Annotated in this window: 18 protein-coding genes and 5 pseudogenes; 11 read left to right on the forward strand and 12 right to left on the reverse strand. The window is 43.0% G+C overall.

Annotated elements, in window-relative coordinates:
- The first annotated feature begins 271 nt into the window (after positions 1 to 271).
- Positions 272 to 619, forward strand: a complete 348-nt coding sequence (locus H2C83_RS02980) for a hypothetical protein (RefSeq protein WP_181737626.1) — start codon at positions 272 to 274, stop codon at positions 617 to 619.
- Positions 620 to 1,323: 704 nt separating this feature from the next.
- Here the strand turns inward: H2C83_RS02980 and H2C83_RS02985 are convergent.
- Together H2C83_RS02985 and H2C83_RS02990 are read right to left on the reverse strand one after the other, a co-directional pair.
- Positions 1,324 to 2,166, reverse strand: coding sequence for an IS3 family transposase (locus H2C83_RS02985; RefSeq protein ID WP_181737628.1), 843 nt, complete (start codon positions 2,164 to 2,166; stop codon positions 1,324 to 1,326).
- A gap of 14 nt (positions 2,167 to 2,180) precedes the next feature.
- A complete protein-coding gene (locus H2C83_RS02990) occupies positions 2,181 to 2,468 on the reverse strand; it encodes a transposase (RefSeq protein WP_181737630.1) in 288 nt (95 codons plus the stop codon).
- A 472-nt stretch (positions 2,469 to 2,940) separates the two neighbouring features.
- Here H2C83_RS02990 and H2C83_RS02995 point away from each other — a divergent pair, with 472 nt between their 5' ends.
- The 5 genes from H2C83_RS02995 (at position 2,941) to H2C83_RS03015 (ending at position 7,849) form a co-directional block, all read left to right on the forward strand.
- Positions 2,941 to 3,468 (forward strand): Imm6 family immunity protein, encoded by a 528-nt coding sequence (locus tag H2C83_RS02995; protein ID WP_181737632.1) that lies wholly within the window; start codon positions 2,941 to 2,943, stop codon positions 3,466 to 3,468.
- Between the two features lie 88 nt (positions 3,469 to 3,556).
- A complete protein-coding gene (locus H2C83_RS03000; RefSeq protein WP_181737634.1) occupies positions 3,557 to 4,012 on the forward strand; it encodes a hypothetical protein in 456 nt (151 codons plus the stop codon).
- 240 nt (positions 4,013 to 4,252) lie between these two features.
- Complete coding sequence (locus H2C83_RS03005; protein WP_181737636.1) at positions 4,253 to 4,579, forward strand: hypothetical protein; 327 nt, start codon at positions 4,253 to 4,255, stop codon at positions 4,577 to 4,579.
- Between the two features lie 349 nt (positions 4,580 to 4,928).
- Entirely contained in the window at positions 4,929 to 6,614 is a 1,686-nt protein-coding gene (locus H2C83_RS03010) for a GH3 auxin-responsive promoter family protein (RefSeq protein ID WP_181737638.1), read from the forward strand.
- Positions 6,596 to 7,849, forward strand: coding sequence for an MFS transporter (locus H2C83_RS03015; protein ID WP_220183975.1), 1,254 nt, complete (start codon positions 6,596 to 6,598; stop codon positions 7,847 to 7,849). The genes H2C83_RS03010 and H2C83_RS03015 overlap by 19 nt, the downstream gene beginning before the upstream one ends.
- A 473-nt stretch (positions 7,850 to 8,322) precedes the next feature.
- Here H2C83_RS03015 and H2C83_RS03020 read toward each other — a convergent pair.
- Positions 8,323 to 8,523 (reverse strand): annotated as a pseudogene (locus tag H2C83_RS03020) (RNA polymerase subunit sigma-70); the annotation flags it as partial.
- A gap of 814 nt (positions 8,524 to 9,337) precedes the next feature.
- Between H2C83_RS03020 and zupT the strand changes: the two are divergent.
- Both zupT and H2C83_RS03030 read left to right on the forward strand, forming a co-directional pair.
- Positions 9,338 to 10,147, forward strand: a complete 810-nt coding sequence (zupT, locus tag H2C83_RS03025; protein ID WP_181737640.1) for a zinc transporter ZupT — start codon at positions 9,338 to 9,340, stop codon at positions 10,145 to 10,147.
- A 450-nt stretch (positions 10,148 to 10,597) separates the two neighbouring features.
- Complete coding sequence (locus H2C83_RS03030) at positions 10,598 to 11,758, forward strand: glycerate kinase (protein WP_181737642.1); 1,161 nt, start codon at positions 10,598 to 10,600, stop codon at positions 11,756 to 11,758.
- Between the two features lie 106 nt (positions 11,759 to 11,864).
- Here H2C83_RS03030 and H2C83_RS03035 read toward each other — a convergent pair whose 3' ends face one another.
- Positions 11,865 to 12,200, reverse strand: a complete 336-nt coding sequence (locus tag H2C83_RS03035; RefSeq protein WP_181737644.1) for a hypothetical protein — start codon at positions 12,198 to 12,200, stop codon at positions 11,865 to 11,867.
- Positions 12,201 to 12,948: 748 nt separating this feature from the next.
- On the opposite strand from H2C83_RS03035, the gene H2C83_RS03040 reads away from it, so the two are divergent.
- Positions 12,949 to 14,454 carry a UbiD family decarboxylase gene (locus H2C83_RS03040; RefSeq protein ID WP_181737646.1) on the forward strand — a complete coding sequence of 502 codons (1,506 nt, stop codon included), beginning with the start codon at positions 12,949 to 12,951 and terminating at the stop codon, positions 14,452 to 14,454.
- 608 nt (positions 14,455 to 15,062) lie between these two features.
- Here the strand turns inward: H2C83_RS03040 and H2C83_RS18040 are convergent.
- The 6 genes and pseudogenes from H2C83_RS18040 to H2C83_RS03070 all read right to left on the reverse strand — a co-directional run bounded on the left by H2C83_RS18040 (position 15,063) and on the right by H2C83_RS03070 (position 18,201).
- Positions 15,063 to 15,185, reverse strand: coding sequence for a hypothetical protein (locus tag H2C83_RS18040; RefSeq protein WP_281364081.1), 123 nt, complete (start codon positions 15,183 to 15,185; stop codon positions 15,063 to 15,065).
- A gap of 48 nt (positions 15,186 to 15,233) precedes the next feature.
- Positions 15,234 to 15,704: pseudogene (locus tag H2C83_RS03050) on the reverse strand (ABC transporter permease subunit); the annotation flags it as partial.
- Between the two features lie 7 nt (positions 15,705 to 15,711).
- Positions 15,712 to 15,974 (reverse strand): annotated as a pseudogene (locus H2C83_RS03055) (ATP-binding cassette domain-containing protein); the annotation flags it as partial.
- A 16-nt stretch (positions 15,975 to 15,990) separates the two neighbouring features.
- Positions 15,991 to 16,383 (reverse strand): D-ribose pyranase, encoded by a 393-nt coding sequence (rbsD, locus tag H2C83_RS03060; RefSeq protein ID WP_181737648.1) that lies wholly within the window; start codon positions 16,381 to 16,383, stop codon positions 15,991 to 15,993.
- On the reverse strand, positions 16,380 to 17,264 hold the full coding sequence (gene rbsK, locus H2C83_RS03065) for a ribokinase (RefSeq protein WP_181737650.1): 885 nt from the start codon (positions 17,262 to 17,264) through the stop codon (positions 16,380 to 16,382). Before rbsK ends, rbsD begins: the two co-directional genes overlap by 4 nt.
- Positions 17,264 to 18,201 (reverse strand): annotated as a pseudogene (locus H2C83_RS03070) (LacI family DNA-binding transcriptional regulator). Before H2C83_RS03070 ends, rbsK begins: the two are co-directional and overlap by 1 nt.
- Positions 18,202 to 18,647: 446 nt before the next feature.
- Here H2C83_RS03070 and helD point away from each other — a divergent pair.
- A complete protein-coding gene (gene helD / locus H2C83_RS03075) occupies positions 18,648 to 21,005 on the forward strand; it encodes an RNA polymerase recycling motor HelD (RefSeq protein WP_181738065.1) in 2,358 nt (785 codons plus the stop codon).
- A 141-nt stretch (positions 21,006 to 21,146) separates the two neighbouring features.
- Here the strand turns inward: helD and H2C83_RS03080 are convergent, their stop codons facing one another.
- Positions 21,147 to 22,973: a monovalent cation:proton antiporter family protein gene (locus H2C83_RS03080; RefSeq protein WP_181737652.1), complete on the reverse strand. Its 1,827-nt coding sequence runs from the start codon at positions 22,971 to 22,973 to the stop codon at positions 21,147 to 21,149.
- 637 nt (positions 22,974 to 23,610) lie between these two features.
- Here H2C83_RS03080 and purU point away from each other — a divergent pair.
- Positions 23,611 to 24,501, forward strand: coding sequence for a formyltetrahydrofolate deformylase (gene purU / locus H2C83_RS03085; protein WP_181737654.1), 891 nt, complete (start codon positions 23,611 to 23,613; stop codon positions 24,499 to 24,501).
- A gap of 303 nt (positions 24,502 to 24,804) precedes the next feature.
- Here the strand turns inward: purU and H2C83_RS17590 are convergent.
- A pseudogene (locus tag H2C83_RS17590) lies at positions 24,805 to 25,459 on the reverse strand (BCCT family transporter).
- Between the last annotated feature and the right edge of the window lie 24 nt (positions 25,460 to 25,483).

Here is a 25,483-nt window from a genome sequence, read left to right on the forward strand (position 1 = left end):
TTCATCAGACACGCCCTAGTTAAAGCCAAAGTACATAATAGGTTTTTACCACATACAGGTGGGCGAAAAACCTGGGGCGGTAACATTGGCAGAGAGTAAAAATTGGAGGTATTACTATGTTGTCAGAGGATATTAAACAAAACTGCAAGAGAATATAGAGTCAAATTTAGAGACATTTTCTGAAAAAACGAAGAACATTTTAAATTTTCCCTATCATCCTGATACACAATTGCTTCTTTTTCAATTACAAATCTATGAAGAAGCATACTCTGTGATTCCAATTCCACTTGATGGACCTTTTGGTTCTTCATTGAATAAAGACAAAAATGGATCCGTGCCTTTTTCAGTTTTTGAAGAAATGAGTCTGGTTTGTAATCTTCTGGAAGGTATCGATGTTGAATGGGATGAAGAGGAAGATAATTATAATGAAGAGTTCCTTGAAGAACTAGAATCTTATACACAGGAATTATTTGCAAATTATGTTGGCAAATTATTTGATGAAAACAGAGGCCAACACTTTCCAATTCCATGTATTATTCAACGCACTGATGGACTTAGAGTTTACCATTTACAAAGTAAACAATGGATCGATGAAGAAGATATATCAACTTTAGTATAACCATTTATATAAAGTTAGGGGGATAAATCATCCTTAATCAGTATGGCTTTCTTTCTAATTTCTTAAAGCCATATAAACACAGAGAATCAGGTCATTCAGTAATCTCGTTTGATGATGGTGATGGTTCATCGATCCTGCATGACCTGATTTTTGTTTTCTAACTCTATCAAAAAGTCTAGCAGAATTATCATCTTCCTTAAAACATCGCTACCGCCATAAAGCATGTTCCAAAAAGAGAGAATAATACCAAAAATATATCTACTGAAAACTGTTTCAAAAAGATAAACTTCTGGCCAGTTCTTATCATGCCTTGGTCAATAGAAAAACAAGCAGTTAAACAAATTTTACCTTTTTTCTCTATTATCGACAAAAAAAGCAACAAAATAGGTGCCAAATAAGTCTATTTTTTATTAAATATATCCAAAATTTCATCCAATCTTCTTTTTACAAATTTATTTATTGCTTTTTGAATTGCAGTACTCTTACTTACTATTTGTTCCAATAAATTTTTATTCAAATTATCATCATTCTGTAGAATTCAAAAGAGAGTGGTGCACCTGAATTGCTATAAAATACTTTTCGATAGCGATCATGATACCCATATCCACCCGGTTCACCGATATAACACAATATTAACCACTCTACAAAATTAGGCTTGATATCTTCAGGAATAAACACTTAATGAACCCCAAAAGTCCAGACATTTAAGCCGCATTTGAAGATAAAAGTTGACGAAATTCTTTTGGAGACAGATATCCTAATGCAGAATGCGGTCGCTCTGCATTGTAGAATCGGATGTAGCGCTCGATATCTTTTTTGGCTTCCAAGAAAGAGGAGTATTCCTGAAGCCAAACCGTTTCCTCTTTCAGCGTCCGGAACCAACGCTCAATGTAAGCATCGGCATCAGGGTTGTTGTAACCTGTTCGCTCCTGCTTAATTCCGGCATCTTGAAGAGCTTTGACGTATCGTCGGCTGGTCATTTGGCAACCATTGTCACTACGAATCGTCAGGCCATGGCCTTTGACTCCTTGAGGGAAACGTTTTTCCAGTGCTTGATTAACAGCAGAAAGAAGCTCATCGGTTCGGCAGAACCGTGAGAAGGAATAACCCACGATTTCTTTGTCATAGGCATCAATCACAGCAAACAGATAACCCCAGCCATCACATCCACACCAAATCTTCGTCATATCCACTTGAAAATGCTGATTAGAGCCGGTGACCGGGATCCGGCCCGATTGCTTTTTTCTTTTCGCCGTTCCTCCTTTGGAACGGGTTAGTAAACCTAACTCTTTCATAATGCGGTAAACACGCTTGTGGTTGACACGAAGCTGATAGCGCTTGTACAGCCACACTCGGATTCGGCGGTACCCATTGGTCGGAAATTCTCCGCAAAGATCTTGGATCTTTTGACGAAGCTTTGCTTCGTCAAAGCGTTCGTGCTTCTTGGGCTCATATTCCTTGAGCAGAGCATATCCGTAGGTGCGATTGATGCGAAGGGCAACCGTGATTTGCGGGACCGAATACCCCTCGCTATGCAGGATCCGCACCAGATCCCGGGTCTTTACCTTCGGCCCCAGTTCGTCTTTTTTCGGAGAATCTCAATCTGGATTTCTTTTTCACCAATGAGTGCTTTGGCCTTTTCCAATTCCTTTTCTAACTCTTGTTCACGATGAGAGATTCCTGTTTTTAATGCACTCAGACCTCCTTGAATGAAGGCCTCCCGCCATTTGTAGTACTGAGTTTGTACAATTCCATATTCTCTGCAAACAGCGGAGATATTGGCACCTGGTGCCATCCCTGCCAAAACAATCTCCATTTTTTCCTCAGCAGTCCATTTTCTCCGTCCCATAAAAAAGACCCCTTTTTTGCTTCCTATTATACTCTCTCTTTTGTCTGGAAGCGTATGGGGTCATTATAAACACTAAACCTCCATATTCACACACGAGCTTTATTGTATCCATAAGAACATTTAATTTATCTTATTGGAACGAAAATAATCATTGCTAAGCAGAGCAAAGATATAATGCTGTGAAAGCACTTTTTTTGAGAGTAACATCAGAGCCAACAGAAGATCTGTATGTATCTCTCTAGACAAGCACCATTATCAATGGTTTTCTGCATCAATATCCGTACTCCTCATTTTTGAGTAAAATTACCAAGTTATTTTCCTTGTAACTTTCCAGTTGAAAACTCTATTTTATCCTTATTTCATGTGGATTGGCGTTTCAAAAACAACCCCCGGGATTTTCGAAGCCCCTGATTTCGGAGATATGTATGGATGCAAATCTTGGAAATCCTTAGGTAGGGAGGTCCATAAATTTATGAAATGGTATGAAAATGTAATGGATGATGCCAAAACAGCTTTTTTATTAACATTATCTGAAAAAATCATGGGTAAAATACAAAACTACGAATGGTTCCATGAGGTACGACAAACCATGGATATGTGCTGGAAATGGGTTGGAGAAAGGAAATATAGTAGTAATGAACTTTATGAAAAACTAGATCGTGAAGATGAAGATGGCTATGAAGATGGTTTATTTTTGTTGGAAGCAATGTACGATGAAGTAGTAAACGATCCTCAAGTTGAATTGACTTGGTTTAGTATTTTGGATGCCATATGTTATACCACTTGGCAAGCCTACAAGTATGAAAAAAGAAAAAGTCTTCCTCAAACCCTGGAATCAGAAAGTGATGAAACCATTGACAAGTTCATGGAAAAAATAAAACAAGTAGACGAATACCAAGAAGAATTGGTAGAACGTTTAAAAGAGTATCTCCTTGCAAATTATCCAGCAGGAAGTGACAAGAGGATCAAGAGAGAAAAATTGCTTAGTTTAATTTGCTAAACTAACAGGATATAGGTCGAATCCTAAAAATGAAAAAAGATTCATATTACCGTCTCTCCCTGACAAAAAAGACTTGGGAGAGAGCAAGATGATCAATCGTATCGATGTTAAAAAAGCTGTTTATGCTTATGAAGATAGTATAATCCAAAACATCAAAAAGGTACTTTCTTATCAATTTCCTCCAGAAACAGACACAGTTTTGTTTGAAGTGCACAGTGGTGAATACGGTATATACGGCATTAGTATTACTCCGATGTCTGATGGAGAAGAAATTAATTATAGCAGGATACAAACACTTTTAGATGAAGTGCAAATTAGAATCAAGCTTGATAAATTTATTGACCCAAATGATGATTATATAAACCGGATTGACAGACTGGATCATATCGTATTCGAGTTGATTATTCCATTCTTTTCCGAGTGCTTTGATATAGCGACTGATCGACCATCCCGAATTCAGTTTTATATAAGAACCCATGAAGCAGATGATGTACTCAATCTGCAAAATAAAACATGGGTGGAAATTGAGGATCTGTACGAATAGTCAATGTCTAGGCCTGAGGAAAAACCTCAGGCCTTTTTTCTCTGTTTATTTGACAATGTGGATATGCCACTAGTGCTGTTTCCCCCAATGCCTTGGAGACAAGGAAAGTACTACTTCGATCCTAGACTGCTTTGATATAAAAGTTAATAGAATAATGAATTTTTTATGAACATACTTCAAATGAAGTCTTTTGATCGAATAAAAAAGAGCACACCAACCAAACAGAAAGGAGCATTCTAAATGAAAAGTTTTGAGTTAAAATCGGGAACAAAAGTAACAATTGACGATAGTAAAATTGTCATCGAAAGAACCGGTGGAAAAAGTGCGGTCAGAGGATTATTGGCCGGAAGAACAATGGGGAAAATGACGATGAAAACATCTGCAATAACAGGATTAATCTATTTTGCCGATTATTTGGTAATTTGTGCGTCGGGGTTTCCAACGCCAAATGATTTCAAAATAACAAGTATTGCTGAAATCAAGCAATATCCTAATTGCATTACAGGAAAAGAAGAAGAACTTGAAGAAATATATCAATTTTTGGATGGACTTATTGGACAATCTTAAACAGGTGTCAGGAACCAGACTTGTGAGGAAGTTTCCTTTATTGACGATATTCAGGGAAAATCTGTTTCCTTAAAAAAAGAGAGCTATCCGGTGGTCAGGGAAGCTCTCTTTTTTCCTATCACTTCAAAGGTTGTTTAAATGTCTGGACAAATGGATTTATTAAGCTAATAATTATTTAACAGGAGAAAATAAATAACAGTATTTTTGACTTATAAGTTTGTCTTTAGGTTTGTGCTTATCAAATCCATCTTCCCTTCTAACTCCCTTTTTCTATATATGGAATATGTATTAAAAAAACAACAATAAGCTTGTTATATGAAACTGAAAACAATTAGGAAGGAAAGTGATTATGGCTGTTGTCCAAAAAATACTTGGTTTTACCATGAACGTTGCCGCCGATAAATACAGAAAAAAATTTGAAGAGGATACCCGGCGGGCGACTGAAGTGAATCAAGCCGTATTAATGGAAATACTGAAATTAAACAGCGAATCCGAATATGGGCGCAAATACCAGTTTTCTTCCATAACTTCAGCCGAAGATTATCAAAAGAAGGTTCCTTTAACCACTTATGAGGACTACCGCCCTTATATTGAAAGAATGGCGGATGGTGAAACCAATGTCCTGACCTCTTTACCCGTAATCTATTTTGGCCAGAGTTCCGGGACTACGGGAAAGAGCAAGCTAATACCGGTTACGGCAACAAGCCGGAAAGTGGTTAACAGTAATATGATGTTGCTAACCCAGGGCATGCTGCTAAAAGCTGTGCCAGGAGCCCGGAGCGGCGGCAGGGGGTTGTTTCTGATGAACAGCGTAAAGGCCGGGAGTACCAGGGGTGGGATTCCCATTGGTGCCGCCACCTCGGGGGGCATGAATTCCATGAAGTTTATTGTACCTTACATGTGGACATCGCCACCAGAAATATTGCAACTGAAAGACCAACGTACTGCCCTGTACCTGCACTTGCTTTTTGCCCTGCAAGAAATAGATCTGGCCTATATTAACGCACCTTTTCCATCAACCATATTGCAGTTATTCCGGTTGTTGGAGCAAGAGTGGCCGAATTTGGCAGAAGACCTGGGTGAGGGAAAAATAAACAAACACCTGGAACTGGAGCAGGATATCAGGCTTCGGTTGACCAGGCGGATGAGCCCTGATGCCAAGCGTGCCGAACAATTGGCAGCAGAAGCCCAGCAAGGCATGGAGAATATCGCACTCCGATTATGGCCCAAAATACAATATCTTTGTTGTGTTGCCGGAGGAAGTTTCCGTATCTATATGGATAAACTTCGCCGGTATACCGGCACGATCCCCTACTATTCGGCAGTGTACGGTTCTACTGAAGCCATGATTGGAATATGTACTCGCATGAATGATGTTACTTATGTGGTTACACCCCGCACGGCTTACCATGAATTTATCCCGGTTGCAGAGTCGGAAATGTCCAATCCTACTGTGTTAAACCTGGGTCAACTGGAGAAAGGTGAAAGTTATGAGGTGGTGGTAACCAATCAAGCCGGACTTTATCGCTATAAACTGGGTGATGTCGTCAAGGTGGTGGATTACTTTAACGGCAGTCCCGTCATTGAATTCCTGTACAGAAAAGGGCAGTTGCTTAACGTGGCGGCTGAAAAAACCTCAGAGGATGCCGTTTTGGCTGCATTAAGGCACGCTGCCCGGCAATGGGGGACGGATTTACTGGACTATACAACCTCGATTGACCTGGATGGGCCTGTGGGGAGGTATGTATTTTACGTTGAGGTGCAGGAACCTGAAAAAGCAACAGACATTACCGCTTGGCAAGAGATTCTGGAAAAAGCTCTGCAGCAAGCCAATCCCCGTTACGAGGCCGGCATTAAGGCCGGACGAATCGCAAACCTGTTGCTGAATATTGTAAAACCAGGCTGTTTTCAACATTTGAAACAGGAGTTAATTCTAAGAGGAGCTTCAGAAAATCAGGTCAAAATACCCAGATTATTAAATAACCAAGAATTGAAGAACATATTGGATCAACATATATGGAAAAGCGGGGATTAAAAATGGGTAAAATTTTTAAGCCAATTGTGGTTTTATTTGTTACTTTGTTATTGGTAATGGTGGGATTCGGGATTGTGATTCCTATTTTCCCGTTTTTAATTTTTGATTTGGGCGGCGGGGCAACGGCGCTAGGCTTTTTTATGGCAGCTTATTCAGTCATGCAGTTTATTTGTGCTCCTTTCTGGGGCAAGTTGTCTGACCGAATTGGCCGAAGACCGGTACTGTTAACCGGTTTGATTGGCTATGGAATTACCTTTACTTTATTCGGTTTTGCATCTGAGCTGTGGATGATGTTTGCGATCAGAGTATTGTCAGGCATTCTCTCTTCGGCTACCTTGCCTACTGCGATGGCCTATATTGCCGATACCACCAGCGGCGCAGAAAGATCCAAGGGGATGGGCATACTGGGTGCGGGCATGGGAATGGGAATGGTTATCGGGCCGGCTTTGGGGGGATGGTTGGGCAGCGAAAATTTTGCCTTGCCCTTTTTTGTAGCCGGTGGTCTGGCTGTGTTGACCGTGCCCTTTGCCATTTTCTTTTTGCCCGAATCCTTAAAGAAACATGATCAAACAGATAAAACAACAGTCAGAGAAAGACCCGGCATCACTTGGGATGTGGTAAAAAACCCACTGTTCATGTTGTTTGTAATATGCTTTGTTTTTAATTTTACTTCGTCCCTGTTTCAAGGAATCTTTGCTCCATTTGCGGCAGATAAAGCGGGCTTTGGTACCAAGGAGATCGGCATTTTATTTGCTGTTTTAGGTATTGTCAGCGCAGTTTTGCAGGGAGGTCTGATTGGCCGGCTGGTCAAGCGCTTTGGTGATGTAAAATTGGTAAAAGCAGGTTTGCTGATTGGTTCGGCAGGTATGCTGCTAATGCTGTTAGCGCCCAATGTATTATGGTTATACGTAACATCTGCGGTATTTAATATAGGTTGGACATTGCTGGGTCCCACTACTTCGAGCCTGGTAACCAATAATGCATCAGGTGGGCAGGGTGCTGCTTTAGGGATTATGCAATCGTTCAATAGCTTTGGGCGTATCTTTGGGCCGATGGTCGGCGGGGCATTATATGATGTGCAGATGAATATTCCATTTACCTTAAGTGCAGTGATTATGTTGCTGATGTTTTTTTTGTCAAGCAGTAAACTCTCTCGCTTGCGTGGGGGTAAAACCCTTGAAGGGGTATCTGATTATACTGAACCCCTGAGCCCCCAGACAAAAGCCAAGTCATAATCAGGAGGACGAAAAGGTTAATTATACCTAAAACCATCCGCCTCCCTGCAAGAAATAGCAGCCGCCGTAGTATTTCAGGAAAGAGAGATCAAACCCCGCCGCAACAGCCATCGGAGCCAGAGGTCCAATCCTGAGAGAAAAAGCAGGAATTCTTTGCTGGCTTGTTTTTGATTGGATTGAAGTAATGCCAGCGGCTTTACATGCGGGGTTCTAAAATGCTGTTGGAACTTTTTTTGTTCCCCTCTCCCCCAGGAAGATCGGGAATAAATCCATCTTCTGGACAAATGATATAAATGTTCTGATTCAAAAACATTTCCTTAGCCTGTCCACTCTTCACTCAACAAAAATAACCGGCTGCTCCTGATCTACAATCCGCTTCTTGCAGACGACATTGTTCCTGGATGCCTTCACCTTCCCCAACTTGAACCCTGACGGTACAATGATTTTTTGACCCTGGTTTGTGTCTATATCATCTTGACAATATGCGCCACTAACCGAAGATTATGTTCAATCAGCCGATTGCGTGCTTCCGGATCTCCCTTGGCCATCAATTTCAGTGTTTTTTCCTCTTCTTCCGGTGAAAGGGGTTGGGGGAAAGCGTTGTTCTTGATATAGGAAATGAATGTGATAACCTCTTTGACCAACAAAGCCATAGCGGTAAATATGCCTGGCAATCTTTACGCACCTCCATCCCGCTGGCATATGGGCCTGGTCATGATTACCCTATGTTCATCTGGGTTCATCGGTGAATGTTGTTTCGAACAAACCACTTTTTATTTATATGCGGATAAAACTTGGCTTATCGATGGAAGGATAAAAATGTTGGTCCGTTCAGGGGAGGCTAACCATCTTTCTCAACGTCTGATATCCAACAGCCTGATGGTTTCTTGCAGCGTATTGGCTTGAGAAGAATAACCTGTAATAATAAATTTATAGATAAATAAAATGGATATATTTTTTTATAAAATCTTTTCTACCTCGAGTGCACTAATTTTCTTTTCACTTTTTTCGCATTATAGTAGAATCGTGGTAAACCAGCAAAAACGTGGTTGTTTTCCCGCCCTCTGATTACTGACTCCGTCTCTGTGGGACTCAGATCCTGTAGGTGATCCCGCAATTTACCAGCGATAGATCTAGTAGTACGGTTGAGATCATCCCTGCCACTTACCAGACAAAGGGTTGGGACGACAAAAATTGAACCGTCCTGTTGGATGATCCCTGAGTTTCAGGCATGTGATGACAGGGGATGAGTCCGTTACATCGCCGGAAAACTTACGCCTTCCGACAGTCCCCGCTTTTGATGACATGCCATTGTCCCCTCTGGCTTTCGCCGTCAGGTAAGTTACTTGACCCGAAAGCAATATCTTTCGTTCGACCGTTCAGGAGAGATTTACCACCCGGGTATGTGTGGCGCACTTATTCCCAAATGCATCCAGTCACTCCTGAATGGTTCATGCAAACCAGAATTTTACAAGGGAGGAAAATACGTTGCCTGAAGATATTTTACTGGCATTTGGATTGACACTCATGGCAGGTCTTGCAACAGGAATCGGAAGTTGCCTGGCACTGATGACATCCACAACAAACACCAAATTTTTGTCATTAGCCCTTGGATTTTCCGCCGGTGTAATGATTTATGTATCCATGATTGAAATTTTTGTGAAGGCAAAAGATGCACTTATTACAGCAATGGGAGTTGAAATGGGGAACTGGGTAACCGTTGCCGGTTTTTTTGCCGGGATGATATTTATCGCATTAATTGACAAGTTCGTTCCAACAAACGGAAACCCGCATGAACTTAAGAAAGTGGAAGATATGAATCAAGCGGAAAAAGCGGTGGAAAAACCGGAATTATTAAAAATGGGAACATTTACAGCACTCGCGATTACCATTCATAACTTTCCGGAAGGGATTGCTACCTTTACATCCGCCCTGCAGGATCCAGCCCTTGGTATCGCGATTGCAATTGCGATTGCCATTCATAACATTCCGGAGGGAATTGCCGTATCCGTTCCTCTCTACTTTGCAACAGGAGACAAGAAAAAAGCGTTTATTCATTCCTTCTTATCCGGTTTGTCTGAACCGGTCGGCGCAATTCTTGCATACCTTATTTTAATGCCTTTTCTTAATGACATCATGTTCGGAATAATTTTTGCAGCGGTAGCAGGCATTATGGTTTTTATATCCCTTGATGAATTGTTGCCTGCCGCCAAAAAGTATGATGAAGCTCATTTGTCCATTTATGGATTGATCGGCGGCATGGCGGTGATGGCGCTCAGCCTGCTGTTAATCATATAGGGTTTACTGTCGCCTGTTTAAAAACGGCTTGACATAACCTGGAAAAACATAAGAACATAAGGTGAAGACCAACTTCTGTGAATAAGTCGCTCATAACAACAAAGTCTTTCGATTCCCCTGTCGTAAAAACGGTGTTTGCAGTCAGATCTCAATCCATCTTTTTAGACAGAACCGACAGGGATAAATATCCACTTGGCTCAAGTCCGGGAAAAAGAACAATGGAAAAAAGCGTTCCGATATGATCAATCCCGTATGTCTAGGGCTGCATAATTCGCAGGAAGCTACTGTTCAGGAGGGTTCGAAAAGTCGGGAAACAATATGATACAATCGCATACGCAGTTTCGGTCGGCTGGGGCTCGACTTGCTGCGCAGCCCCAACGTCCATCCGGCATTGCCCTGCCTGTTCCGGATTCCCGGAAGAAAAATCACTCTTTCAAGAGGTGAAAAGCAATGAAGATTGTCATTGCAGCTGATTCCTTTAAAGAAAGCATGAGCGCCGTGGAAGTTTGTCAGGGAATCGAAGATGGCTTTCGCAGAATCCTCTCCTCCGCCACCTTCATCAAGATTCCGATTGGCGATGGCGGAGAGGGAACGGCATTGTCACTTACCAATGCTACAGGCGGAAAGGTAATTCGCCTGCCGGTAACCGGTCCCCTTGGGGATACGGTTGACGGTTTTTATGGAATATCCGGCGATGGAAAAACGGCATTTATTGAAATGGCTGCCGCGTCAGGGATCCATCTGGTGCCGTCAGAGCGGAGAAATCCTCTGATTGCCACCACCAAAGGCACGGGAGAATTGATCATGGATGCGTTAAACCGTGGTGTTTCGCACATCATATTGGGACTTGGCGGTTCTGCCACCAATGACGGGGGAACCGGAATGGCGGCATCCCTGGGGGTCCGGTTTCTGGACGAGACTGGACATGAATTGCCCCCTCGGCCAGACATGCTTGGCAAACTTGCCTCCATCGATATCACCTCACTGGATCCACGGTTGAAAAATGTAAGGATTGAAGCTGCTTGCGATGTGGATAATCCGCTTACCGGAGAAAGAGGAGCTTCGTTTGTTTTTGGACCCCAAAAAGGAGCAACGGAAGAAATAGTAACAATCCTGGACAGAAATCTGGCCAATTATGCCAAAGTACTGGAAAAATGCCTGGGAAAACCGGTTAAAGATATTCCCGGCACAGGCGCTGCGGGCGGAATGGGAGCGGCTGTCATCGCATTTCTGGATGGAAAATTGAAAAAAGGGATTGACATTGTCCTTGATTTTGCCAATTTCGATCACCATCTACACGATGCCAGCCTGGTTATTACCGGCGAAGGAAAAATTGATTCCCAGACGGTTTACGGCAAGGCTCCGGCAGGCGTGGCAAAACGGGCCAAAAAATACGGCCTTCCTGTAATTGCTGTCGCCGGTTCCCTTGGAACAGATTATGAAGTCGTGTTTGACCATGGGATAGATGCTGTTTTCAGCATTGTTCAAGGAGTAACCACATTGCAGAATGCTTTGGAACAGGGACGGGAAAATCTGGTGAAAACTTGCGAAAACATTGCCAGACTGCTTCAGATCAAAACAGTCGTTTCCCAACGGCCGGACAAGCCCTGAAAGTCGTCTCCGAAAAATATACAATTCTTGTAACGGTTAAAAAAAGCCAGGAGCGAAAGTCGCCCTGGCTTCAAACCGGGATTTATTAAAACTGGGGGGAAATCACTCACACCGAATCAGCAAATGGCTCCCATTCGGTTGTCCGGACACGCCGCTTCAATTCCAGCAATTCCTTTTGTATCTGAAAACTGGCTGTTTCCAGCGGCATCATTTGACCGTCGAGCAGGTAAACCTGCGCCTCGTTTTCAATTGAAGCCGGAGTTGTCTCCTCCACATTGTTCATTACCTGATTTGTTCCTTTGACAGCAATCCGGTTCAATTCTTTCAACCGCTGATCGATCCCGGCTATCTGCCGTTTCAATTCATCCTGCTTTTCTGCCAATTGCTGAACAGCCGACAAAATCAGTTCCAGCTTTTCTGCACTTATATTTCCCTCTTGCATTGGTTATAACCCCCTAAAAATGTTCCAATGGAACTGTTCTCTTTTTAATACCGGAATAACCTGCTCCCATGTGCACTTTACACGTTTTCCTGCTTTAAACGTGCCTTGCGTAACAGCCTGTTTTGATGTATATGTTCAATTTCTCTTTCCTGTCAATTGCAACAAAAGACCCGAGGATATTTACAAATTCCCTCTCTATTTAATTGTTGGTATAATTTTTATTAGCGACGCTAGTTTAAATGTATCATATATTGGCAAAAAAACAGCGAATAACTGTTATGATTTATCGAAACTTTTACACTTGATCAACAAAAAGCCGTTGCCTCAAAGATGACAGCAACCCTGGATTTTTGCAGACAAAATCGGACGCTGCTGCAGGCAAAGTCGTGAACAAGGATGGCTTTGTACGGTCCGCCGAAAAGTGTGCTTTCCGGCTGCGAATGCCGAACTGAATCCCAAAAACCATGGAAATCGAAATATTCCTGTTTTTTTGGCACAGTTCATCCGGGCAGCCAAGGCACCTTGCCACTGGTGGCCCCCAAAAGATTGAGCATTCCAAATAATAATGCGATTTACTGTCCCGCTGAAACCAATGATGCCAGATTTCAGGCCTGTCATATTCCCCTTTCAGCCCGCCGGGATTATTTGATTACCGAATCCTGTCATCCCAGGCGATTGAGTCTGATGTTTTGTAACTATATAATAAATTTGTTCAAGCCAGATTTATTATAAAAGAATTTAAAAGGAGATGTCTTTGATAGTGAACTCCAGGCAAGAAACCAAACGAGAATATGATTTACGCTCTGCTATTGAATTGCTTAAATCAGTTCCCGGCCAACTTGTTGAAACCAATGAACCCGTGGACCCACACGCGGAAATATCAGGTGTGTATCGATATGCAGGTGCTGGCGGAACTGTCATGCGTCCAACACAAATCGGACCAGCCATGATTTTCAATAATGTAAAAGGTCACGAAGATGCCAGAGTTATCATTGGTCTTCTGGCAAGCCGTGAAAGAGTGGGTCTGCTGCTAAATGAAAAACCTGAACGTCTTGGCTTTTTATTGAATGAAGCGGTACAACATCCAATTCAGCCAGTTGTTGTACCTAATGATAAGGCGAAATGTCAGGAGGTAGTTCACTACGCCAATGAACCGGGTTTTGATATTCGAAAGTTAATTCCTGCACCAACAAATACGGAAGAAGATGCCGGCCCATATATTACAATGGGAATGTGCTATGCCTCTGATCCAGAAACGGGTGAATCAGATATAACGATCCACCGTCTGTGCTTGCAAAGTAAAGATGAGATTTCAATGTTCTTTACACCAGGTGCACGACATTTAGGTGTATTCCGTGAAAAAGCAGAAAAACTTGGAGAGCCACTGCCCATTTCAATCAGTGTCGGTGTAGATCCGGCTATCGAAATTGGTGCATGTTTTGAGCCTCCAACCACACCACTGGGGTATAACGAATTGGGTATTGCCGGAGCCCTTCGAAATGAGGCAGTAGAACTTGTTCAATGTTTAACGATTAATGAAAAAGCAATTGCCAATGCTGAATACGTGATCGAAGGTGAGTTGATTCCTGATTGTTATGTTCGCGAAGACCAAAATACAAATACCGGCAAGGCAATGCCGGAATTTCCAGGCTACACGGGTGAAGCCAATCCCGCTGTACCGTTAATTAAAGTAAAAGCTGTTACTCATCGTAAAAACCCGATCATGCAAACAGTCATTGGGCCAAGTGAAGAACATGTCAGTATGGTCGGTATTCCAACTGAAGCAAGTATTCTGCAAATGGTTGAAAGAGCCATGCCTGGGAAGCTGCTGAATGTATATGCCCATTCTTCAGGTGGCGGTAAACTTATGGCAGTATTACAATTTCAAAAGAGTCAACCAAGTGACGAAGGTCGTCAGAGGCAAGCCGCCCTGTTGGCATTATCAGCATTTCCTGAGCTTAAACATGTATTCCTGGTTGATGAAGATGTAGATCCATTTGATAGCAACGATGTATTATGGGCTCTAAATACACGTTATCAAGGAGATGTGGATACAATCATTATTCCGGGAGTACGTTGCCATCCATTGGACCCTTCGCAAATTCCAGCCTTTAGTCCTTCTATTCGGAATAAGGGAATTTCTTGTAAAGTCATTTTTGACTGTACTGTCCCTTTCCATCTCAAAGATAAATTTAAACGGGCAAAGTTTAAAGAAATGGACCCCAAACGCTTTGCTCCATCATTATTTGAATAACAAACAACATTCTACTGACATTGAACGCGATCATGATGAATAAACGGAAAAAATAATAAAACATCAAGGTTCAGAAAAAATTATGCCCGTCGTTTTCAGGATACGGATTTATTGTGATTGAGCGGTTTTTTCCGATATGAAAGTGAAGCATGGAATGCATTTGGACGACGCATTGCAGGAAGCGTTGTGTTAAGATGCAGGCGATGCGTTTTTTGCTGCCATGAATTTAATGGTGAAAATGTCGCCTTTGTCGATTTTTTGATCAGTTTATTGGAAAACCCCTTCTGTACCCAGTTTTCAGAAGGGGGTTATCTACGCTAAGTGCAACCCTGTGTTGGTCTGCTTCTCCAGTTTGTCTCCTTTCGTCGACGCTCCCTCCGCTCAAATCTTATGAGAGAGTAGTGGTTGTTCAAATGAATAATGAACAGCATGGAAAGACGGAAAACTTTTCGGTCTATCCTGCTTCGGGCAAAATACGAAAACAGTTGGATATCCAAATTACAGCCGATTTTTATGCCTCTTTAGCGGAATGGTCCAAATCGATTATTACGCAAAATATATACACCGGACATTCGCGGAATATTATAATTGGCTCTTGAAACTTTTTCCTATTGAACAAGTTTCAAAGGTACAGCAATCCTGCTGTTGACCTTTTCCCTCTTAAGCACTTTCAAAGCGGCATTAACCGCTTCCTTTCCGTTCAATTCAGGCTGTTTGTGCAATGGTTGCACTTAGTCTTCCTTCTTTTACTGCTTTGACGGCGTCATCATTTCCGCCAAAACGGACGGAACCGGAATACCGAGGAAATAACCACGGCCAAACAATTGAAAAGTATAATGATCCCCCAAACCGGTTATCGGATTTCCGTTTGTATAAACCAGGGTCAGTCCGCGATAAATGGTCATTGTGGCAAGTGTTGCAATAAAAGAGGCCACTTTTCCTTTTGTAATCAGGAGTCCATTTACTGCTCCCATCAAAGCCCCGAGGATCGCCGACATTAAAATGGCTATGATCGGATCCAGACCGGTCACAATCATACCCGCCATCAAAGCACTGGATAAGGCAAGGATAGAACCGACAGATAAATCAATTCCTCCTGTTAATATGACAAAAGTCATGCCAAAAGCTATTAATGCATTAATAGAAACCTGTCTCAGCAAATTCAATATATTTAATGGTGCTATAAAAGATGGATTTAATACCGCCACAACAATAAACAGCAGAACAAACGCCAAAAACAGGCCCCATATCCGGCTATATGTTCAACTCCTGATAAATAAAAGCAATCCCGTCATTTTCGGCTTCCTTGGGATTTTGATAGTGTTTCTCCTCGCCGTTTACAAGAATGCGCCGTGGTCCATTTTGTGCAGACCCGTTAAAATATTCATCAACGTCGATTTTCCTGCTCCATTTTCTCCGATCAATGCATGAACCTCACCTGGAAGAAGTGTAAACCCGACACCATCCAGTACTTTATTGGCGCCAAATGATTTATAAATATCGCGCATTTCAATTTGCATCATGCATCCTCCTTTGTCAGAAAAAGACACCTGCCTGCAAAATGCAATTCGAATAAGCTGTTGCTTCCCCTGTTCGGATCACCGCTTTTGCCTGACCAACCATCTTCTTGAATTCTTCATGCGAAACATAACTTACCATATCAGGAAATTCCTTTTTCAAAAAATTACGCTGTTTCGCATTTTCAACAATGATTTCTTTAGCAGCAAACACTTTCTCTACAACCATATCATCGTGAACTGCTTTCACTACTGTTTCAAATGATGGATTTCCCACCGTTATGGCCAGATCAATTTTGGTAACACCAGTCTGTACAGGTAATCCGATATCTGCAATGACAACCCTGTCTGTATGTCCCAGGTCTGGTAAAACTTTGGAAATGGCGCTATTTAACATTCCTGTCTTTTTCATCCCTGTTTACTCCTTTGTACTTCATCCATTGTAGGCATTCCACTTTGTGCACCAAATTTTGTTACTGATAGAGCTGCAGCAAGATTTGCGAATTCAAGTGTATTTTCTATGGATTTTCCTTCGGCAATCGCAACCGCAAAAGCTGCATTAAAGGTATCACCGGCTCCCGTTGTATCAACAACCGGCATGGTTACACCTGGAATAACCATTTCCTTTTCTCCATTGAAAAAACGCACACCCTTTTTTCCTTCAGTGATAATTAATTTGTTCGGATATTTTCGCAGAACTTCTGAACGATCTGCACTGTCAAACAAAATCTTGTATTCATGTTCATTTGGCGTAATAAAAGCAGACCTGGCAATCACATCCTTACTGATTGGACGTGCCGGTGCAGGATTCAGCAAAAGAGGAACGCCCAACCTTTCACAAAGATCAGCCGTATATTCCACCGTTTCATCCGGAACTTCACACTGGATCAATACGACATCTGCATCACGAATAGCCGTTTCTGCTTTTCTGACATATTCCGGAGTTGTAAAATCGTTTGCTCCTTTGACAACGACGATGCTGTTATCTCCTTCTGCCAATGTAATATGAGCCGTTCCCGATCTGGCATGTGTAACCGGTTCCACATATTGCGTTTTGACCTGATTTGCTTTCAAATTCTCCAGGATGACGTTGCCAAAACTGTCATTCCCAACGCGGCCGATCATAATGACCTCTGCTCCAAGCCATGCTGCTGCGACAGCCTGATTTGCCCCCTTGCCGCCGGGAACGGTTTCAAATGAATTTCCCAACACGGTTTCTCCAGCTTGCGGCCGCTTGTCCGCACTTACAACCAGGTCAATTGATAAACTCCCAATGACTGCTATTTTGGCCATTACGAATTCCCTGCCTTTTTTGTCGTCTCTCTCTCTTTGAAAGAAACAGGCAATATGATTTGCCTTTTCTCGATATGAGAATGATTTAACTGCTCCAATAACAGTTTCGCCGCATCCTTTCCCATTTCATAGGCTGGTTGATGAATGGTTGATAAAGCCGGATACAAAAACTGACTCATGGGAATATCATCAAACCCGATGATTTGAATTTCATCCGGAATCTTCCTGCCTTGAAGCAACGCTTCCCTCAAGACTGCAGATGCGGCAATATCATTCACAGCAATAACCCCGTCAGTTTCCGGATATAATTCAAACAGTTTTCTGGCAGTTTCCAAAGCCCCATTAAAAGAAAAGGAAGTATTCAAAACCTGAAACTGTACATTGGATTGCCCGAGTACCTCCAAGGCAGCAAAAAATCTTTCATAAGCTGTCCGCACATTTCTTGGGCCCCGCAATAACGTAATATTGCTGCTTCCCCGCTCCAGCAAGATTTGTGCAGCCATTTTCCCGCCGCTTTTTTGATCTGAACAAACGAAAGGAAAATCATGATGGATCCGGTTTTGGGAAACTTCTTCACTACTTGTGCTGATGATGCCAATCACATTATTTTGGGTGAAGGTTTCAATATAACTGACCTCTTTTTCAAAATCCTCATCACTGTTTCCAATAATCAGGCGGTATCCATTCTGTTGTAAGAAATCTTCTACTCCACGGGAAAAAAAGGGTTGGTAATATCAGGAATAATCAGGCCTATCAACTTTGACTTTTGGAAGTACAGAGAACGGGCTACTTCATTCGGCAAGTAATTCAGCTTCTTAATTGCAGCCTCTACCATTTTCCTCGTGTTCTCCTGAACATATCCATTCTGATTTAATACCCGGGATACTGTTGCAACCGACACCCCCGCTTCTTTAGCCACATCTTTTATCGTTGCCATTTGCCTCACCATCTTTATAATGTGTAACCGTTTACAGCATCTCACAAAAACATTCCAATCACAAGCTGATTCTTATATATTAAAAAAGTATTCTAAAATAGTTAACTTATCATTATCCCTCATTAGACAGCAAACCAAATCTTTGCCGGAACACTCACTCGTGGAACCTTACCCATATAACACAAAAAGTGATGTCAAATCAATTTCTTTTCATTAAGAATGGATAAATGAAAGAATAAATTGCAAAATAGCCAATAAAAAAGCCAGCTCTCTATCCCGGATCAGCTGGCTTGCTTTGTTTGCGATTCGATTTGCATTCTACGGAAAACATGAGTATAATGAAAATTATCCCTTTAACAGTAAAATATTACACACAACAACCCAATTATAATTGTACAATAATAAATTCTCACTTGTCAAGTATTTTTATTTATAGGAGTGACATGATGAATCATCCCAAAAACGAATGGCGGCTAGAACAACAACGGGTGGATCGCGTTATCCGTGAAATCGACAGGCGGCTCACCCTCCTCAACCGGGAAGCAAGTGGAGTCAAATCGGATATTGTGGATATACGCAGAAATTTTTGGGAAGATGTGCGGGTCAATTTTTCCAATGATGTTGAAATACACGAAACAGTTGCCAGCATCAACCAACAGGCGAGAGTTTTATCGGAAAGAGAACGCAGGCACCAGTCTGTACAAAAGCAGATCGATACCTTGAAAAAGCTCAAATACTCCCCTTACTTCGGGAGAATCGACTTTACGGAAAACGGGGAAGAAAAAGAGCAAATCTATCTGGGGATTGCCTCACTCATAGATGAGCAGAATGATGAGTTTCTCATCTATGACTGGCGCGCTCCGATTTCCAGCCTGTATTATGATTATCCCCCCGGTCCGGCCAGATACCGGACGCCGGCTGGAACAATTGAAGGAGTGATTCACCTCAAGCGCCAGTTTTTGATTCGCAACGGTTTGATTGAAAGCCTGTTTGATACCGGCATAACGATAGGCGATGAACTCCTGAAAGAGGTACTCGGAAAACAATCCGATTCCCAAATGAAAAGCATTGTCGCAACGATTCAAAAGGATCAGAACCGCATCATCCGCAATGAACACAGTCGTCTTGTTGTCGTACAGGGTGCAGCCGGAAGCGGAAAAACGTCAGCCGCTTTGCAACGAATCGCCTATTTGCTTTACCGTTACCGCAAAACCCTAAGAGCAGAAAATATTCTTCTGTTTTCGCCAAACCCGATGTTCAATCGTTATGTCTCCACAGTGCTTCCGGAACTGGGAGAAGAAAACATGCAGCAAACCACGTTTCAGGAATTGCTGGAACGCCGGTTGGGAAAAACGCTTGCCCTGGAAGATCCCTTTTCCCAAATCGAATATACGCTGACCGCCATCAATGAACCGGGTTATGAAGCGCGGATGGAAGGAATCCGGTATAAAGCTTCCCGCAAGTTCATGGAATTGCTGGACCGTTATTTTTCTTTCCTGGAACATGGGAAACTGAAATTCCGGGATATTCCCTTCCGTAATGGAACAATCATTCCGGCGGATGAGATTCAACAACATTTTGCTTCCCTTGATCCCTCCATCCCGCTCACAAACCGTATTTCATTGCTGACCCAACGGCTGGTCGCGGAATTGAAGCAATTGGCGAAGAAGGAGGAGAAAAAAACCTGGGTTGAAGATGAAATCCAGTGGCTGGACAAAAGCGATTATATTCGTGCCGACCAGCAACTGCTAAAAGAAAAACATTTTACCGATGAAACATTTGATGATACTGAACGGGAACAAAAACTGCTTGCCCGCATCGTCGTGCAAAAACAAATAAAGCGATCCATTCAATTCGTGAAACATCTTCGCTACCTTGACAGTTTGGCCCTGTACCGCCAGTTGTTTGCCGACCCGGACTTTGCAGGAAACGAACTTGGGATAGAGAATCTTCCCGAACAGTGGCCCGCCATCTGCCGGCAAACGGTGGCCAAACTGGATCAACGGAAGCTGTTTTATGAAGATGCCACCCCCTATTTGCTTTTGAAAACCCGACTGGAAGGAATCCGGACAAATACTTCCATCCGGCACGTATTTATCGATGAAGCACAGGACTACTCGCCCTTCCAGTTTTCCTTCATTAAACGGATCTATCCGCGTTGCAAAATGACAATTCTCGGCGATTTCAACCAGGCGGTCTTTGCCCATGTTCCTGTAAATAACAATTTGAATATGCTCTCTTCCCTGTATGGAAGCGAACAGACGGAAATGTTTGAACTTCGGCGCAGCTATCGCTCAACCTGTCCGATCATCCGGTTTACACGCCATCTTGTTGAAAATAAGGATGCAATTGAACCGTTTGAGCGGCCAGGCGAGAAACCAACAGTCACTGAAGTCAGCAAGCGGGCGGATCTTCATGAACAACTGATGGGACGCATTGATGTCTTAAAGAAAGCCGGATATAAAACGATTGCGGTCATTTGCAAGACAGCCCGGGAAAGCAGAATGGCCTGCGAAGCTTTAGAAAAGAAAGCACCTTTTCCAGTGCAACAGATTCGAAAAGAGACGGTTCAATACCAGCCGGGAGTGCTGGTGATTCCCGTCTACCTGGCCAAGGGAATCGAGTTTGATGCCGTCATTATTTACGATGCTTCGGAAAAACAATATTCCCGAAAAAACGAGCGCAAGCTTCTGTATACTGCATGTACCCGCGCCATGCATGCTTTGCACATTTACTGCCTGGGCAGGATGAGTCCTTTTATAGCAACCGCTCCGAAAGATACCTATATGAAAGATAACCGCTGAATTGAAACAGGGGAACAACAGGAGATAAAAAAGCCACTTTCTGATATTGATGTCAGAAAGTGGCTGCTTGAAAAGCTTGCCCTGGAGCCGGGTTCCAAAAATTGTCTTCCTGCTGCGGGGCTTTTAATCCAGCCCTTTTTTTTACTGCAGCATCTTCATCAACCGGTGAATGTGGTCGGGGCTTCCGCTGATCAGGAGACGGTCTCCAACTTCCAGCACCGTATCCCCATGGGGAAAGATGACTTCGTTATTGCGAAAAATACGTACAATCAAGGTATCCCCCCAAAAGGTCAAATCCCGCACGCGGGATAAATGATAACGATGGTTGATCAGCGGAATCTCCATCAGATTGCTTGTGTCGTGAGTGACCAGCTGGAACACGGCGGGGCATTCGATCAATGCCTTAACCAGCGTTTTGTTGGCGAAAAATGAAGACACTTGCTGGATTTCCAATTCTTTCAGGGATTTTTGCAAAGACTGGTCTTCCACCCGGGCAATGATTCGTTCAACTCCCTGTTTCCTCGCGGCCTTGGCCAATTCCACATTCTTTTTGTCGTGAGGAGTAAAAAGGACAACAATATCGCTGGCAAATCCGTTTTCCCTGGCCAGATATTCCTCATCCAACGCCGGCAATTGAATAATCGGATAAGGGCGATAATCCAATTCCAGATTGGACTTGTCTGCTCCATAAATCTGAACATCGTATCCGTCTTTCTCCAGATCATGAGCCAGTGTTAACGTAACTGCATTAATCCCTACCAGGGATACGGACGGCGGTCTGGTCTTCCCGGAAGCATCCGGCAGCATCTGTTGAAACAGAATTGGCGGAATGATTACCGTAAGTGCTGCCGCCAGGATCAAGGCCGTATTCATGGTGTTGCTGATAATCCCCAGATCCATTCCCACCGCAGCAGCTGCGATGACCAGGCTGATCGTCGAAGTCAGCAAAATCCCGGAACTGATCGATTCACGCCACGAGAACCACTTGCGGAACACAAACACGACCAGGCTCTTGGACAGGACAAAAGCCAGCAATAATAACGGAAACAGGATCAGGGCACGGGAATCTTCCATTAAGGAGACCAAATCCAGTTTGGCTCCCACCATGACAAAGAAAATGGGAATCAAAAAGCCAAACCCAAACGCATTCATTTGACTGACAAACTCTTTTTTCGGTCCCAACAGGGAAACAATCACACCTGCCAGAAAGGCTCCCAGGATGTTTTCAGCTCCGACCGTTTCAGACAATGCCACAAAAAACAGGATCAGGGCAAAGACGCCGCGTGTTCCAATCGAAATGGTTTCCCTGGAAATGGTTTCAGCCAGATTGGCTGGATTGAAAGCCTGAATCATGCGGTAAACGACAAAGAAAACAACAAAGAAAAGCAATAGCAGCAAAACGCTGAAAAACCCATTATCCGACCGGAGCGCCACATAAATCGCCAGTAAAATCATGGTCAGAAAATCGGCAAAGACGGCAGTTACCAGGATGGACTGCCCCAGCGGGTGTTTCGCAATCCCTTTATCCTTAACCACAGGCAAAGTAACACTCAGGGAGATGGTCGAAAGAATCAGGGTAAGGAAATAAGGCTCTTTCACCAGATTCAGCACATAAAGTCCCCAGCTGATCGCAAAAGACAGGAGAAGAATGCTGAAAAAGCTGAGCATGCCAATCAGAAGCGGATTCTGGTCAACCTTTTTCTTTTGCCCGGATTGGAAAATCATATTAAAATCAATTTCAAGGCCGCTCAGAAACATAAGGAAGATAATTCCCAACATGGACAACATGTCCAGCCATGTGTCCTGGCCGATTATGCCAAAACCGCTTTTTCCCAATATTAAACCAGCCACAATTTCCGCAACTGCAACCGGAACCGCCTTCCACCTCAGGCGGTGCAAAACAATTGGTACAATAAAAGCAACAATTACAACGATCATTACTGAGATCAATGAATGGTGTCCTTCCATACTCTATCCCCCAACATTACGCAACAATATACATATAGACTTCAAAGAAAATTGCTAAGTTGCATTTTCCAATTTATATGCCTTTCATGAATTGTTTTCATTGATTAAAGAAAATTCGGCAGCCAAAATAAATGGCCAAAAAGATAAAATAACACCTCCCACAATCCGGGCATGATGGCTATCTGATATTCTCCTGCGAGCAAGGGCGAAGTACCGGAAATCATTAACCTGTCCACCATGCTGAAAAAAATACTATCCCCATTGTAACCATTGAATCAGTGGCCGGCATCATTGCCGAATCAAAGGATTAATTTACCAATTCAGTGTTACCTCTCTCCTTTCCGAAAAAACAATTCGCCAGCATATTCTCCCTGACGTTTTCCCTGATCATCGATTTCTCATCCGGACTGTGCTCGTTTAACAGCCGGAGAAGGTTTTTTCAATAATCCCCGTCACTTCTTGTGAAGGAATTTGCAACTGATTGACTTATAATACATTTTCTCTTTGACTTGATTTGGAAAAAACACGAATATCCTCTAGTTATCTATAGAATCTCCAGAAAACAAAGTTAAAGATTGATAGATTTTCTTAACAATCATACTATAGTAAGAAAACCACCAAAGGAGTAGGACAGAACATGAAACCACACATATACATACCGGCACCGATCGATTCGAACCGGGGATCAATCATTGTTTCCTGCCCGGAAAGACTGGGAATTGTCGCAACGGTAACACAATTTCTTTATGAACATGGAGCCAATATTTTAAACTCTGACCAATTTTCATCCGATCCGCATGAAGGCTTCTTTTTTTTGCGCATTGAATTTTGCATGGAAAATTTTGCAAAGCGCATTGACCATCTGCGGCAGCAATTCATGCCGATTGCCATCAGATTCCAGATGACCTGGCGAATGACACACCTGATGGAAAGGAAAAAGTTGGCCATTTTCGTATCCAAAGAAGATCATGTTTTGCGGGAGCTTCTTTGGCGTTGGAACATAAAGGAACTCAAAGCAGACATTGTCATGGTAGTCTCCAATCATCCAGACATGGAACCGATCGTCACTCCGCTGGGAATTCCCTATTATCATGTACCGGTTACAAAAGAGACCCGTGAGAAAATGGCTGACATTCATCTTGAACTACTGGAAAAACATCGGGCCGACACCCTGATCCTTGCTCGATACATGCAAATTATCCCCGGCAAGATCATTGAACGCTTTCCCAATCAAATCATCAACATCCACCACTCCTTTTTGCCTGCTTTTATTGGAGGGAAACCCTATCATCAGGCGTTTGCACGGGGAGTAAAACTGATCGGTGCAACCGCCCATTATGTGACGGAAAACCTGGATGAAGGTCCTATTATCGAACAGGACGTCAGTCGTGTCAACCACCGATACCAGGTAGAAGATCTGAAGAGAGTGGGCCGTGATTTGGAACGGATTGTCCTCGCACGGGCTGTACAGTGGCATATCAATGACCAAATCATTGTTCATGATAATAAAACAATCGTGTTTCGCTGAGAATTAACCAAAATACAATTGGGCAGATTTCCGGCCTGCTCCAATTAAACTGTTCAGAGAGAAAAATGAACCCCGGGAATTGGCAGAGGAAAAGCAGGACCAGAGTTGACAGATGCGCTACGGAAAGTAAAATGGCCCGCTGTCAAATACAATTGCAGAGGAAACAGGAATTATGGAGAAATTGATTCCTTTCGGTAATGGTTGATAGCAATACATATGGAAATCATCATGAAATCAAGCCAGATCAGCAGACTCTATAAAAAGACCACTTCTGAGAGCAGCATTCAGAAGTGGTCTTTTCAGTTAACCCGTAAACAGATCAGTTGGTTTCCGGTTTTGGACATATGCCTTCCCGGTTTTGAGCACTTCCTTCCGAAAAGCTTCGACCAGGGAAAAAGCAATTCCGATCAATATGAAGGCAAAGGGGAACGCAACAATGATGGCAGCCATCTGCAATCCTTCCAATCCGCCGGAGTAAAGCAAAACGGCTGCAAACGAAGAGATAATGATGCCCCAAATCCATTTGACGGTATTGGGAGGATTTAAACTGTCATTTGTAGACTGCATTCCCAGAACAAATGTAGCAGAATCGGCAGATGTAATAAAGAAGCTGCTAATCAAAAATACTGCCAGGATAATCATAATGCTGCTCAAAGGCAAGTGGGACAGCATCGAAAACAGGGCAACTTCCGTTCCAAGATCACTCATCTGTTCAAATAGCGGGATATTCAAGGACATGTCCATTTGAATTCCTGTTCCGCCTAATACAGAACCAGAATGCACCAAAAACTGTCGGCACCAGCAATACACCTATCACGAATTCCCGCACAGTTCTCCCTTTGGAAACGCGGGCAATAAACGTTCCCACAAATGGCGCCCAGGCGATCCACCAGGCCCAGTAAAAAATTGTCCAGTCCTGAATCCAGTTGTTTGCCTGGCCTGTTAAAGGGCCCCAGATAAAAACTCATTTGCGGCAACTCCT

Source organism: Thermoactinomyces mirandus (assembly GCF_013868055.1).
Taxonomy (GTDB): Bacteria; Bacillota; Bacilli; order Thermoactinomycetales; family Thermoactinomycetaceae; genus Thermoactinomyces; species Thermoactinomyces mirandus.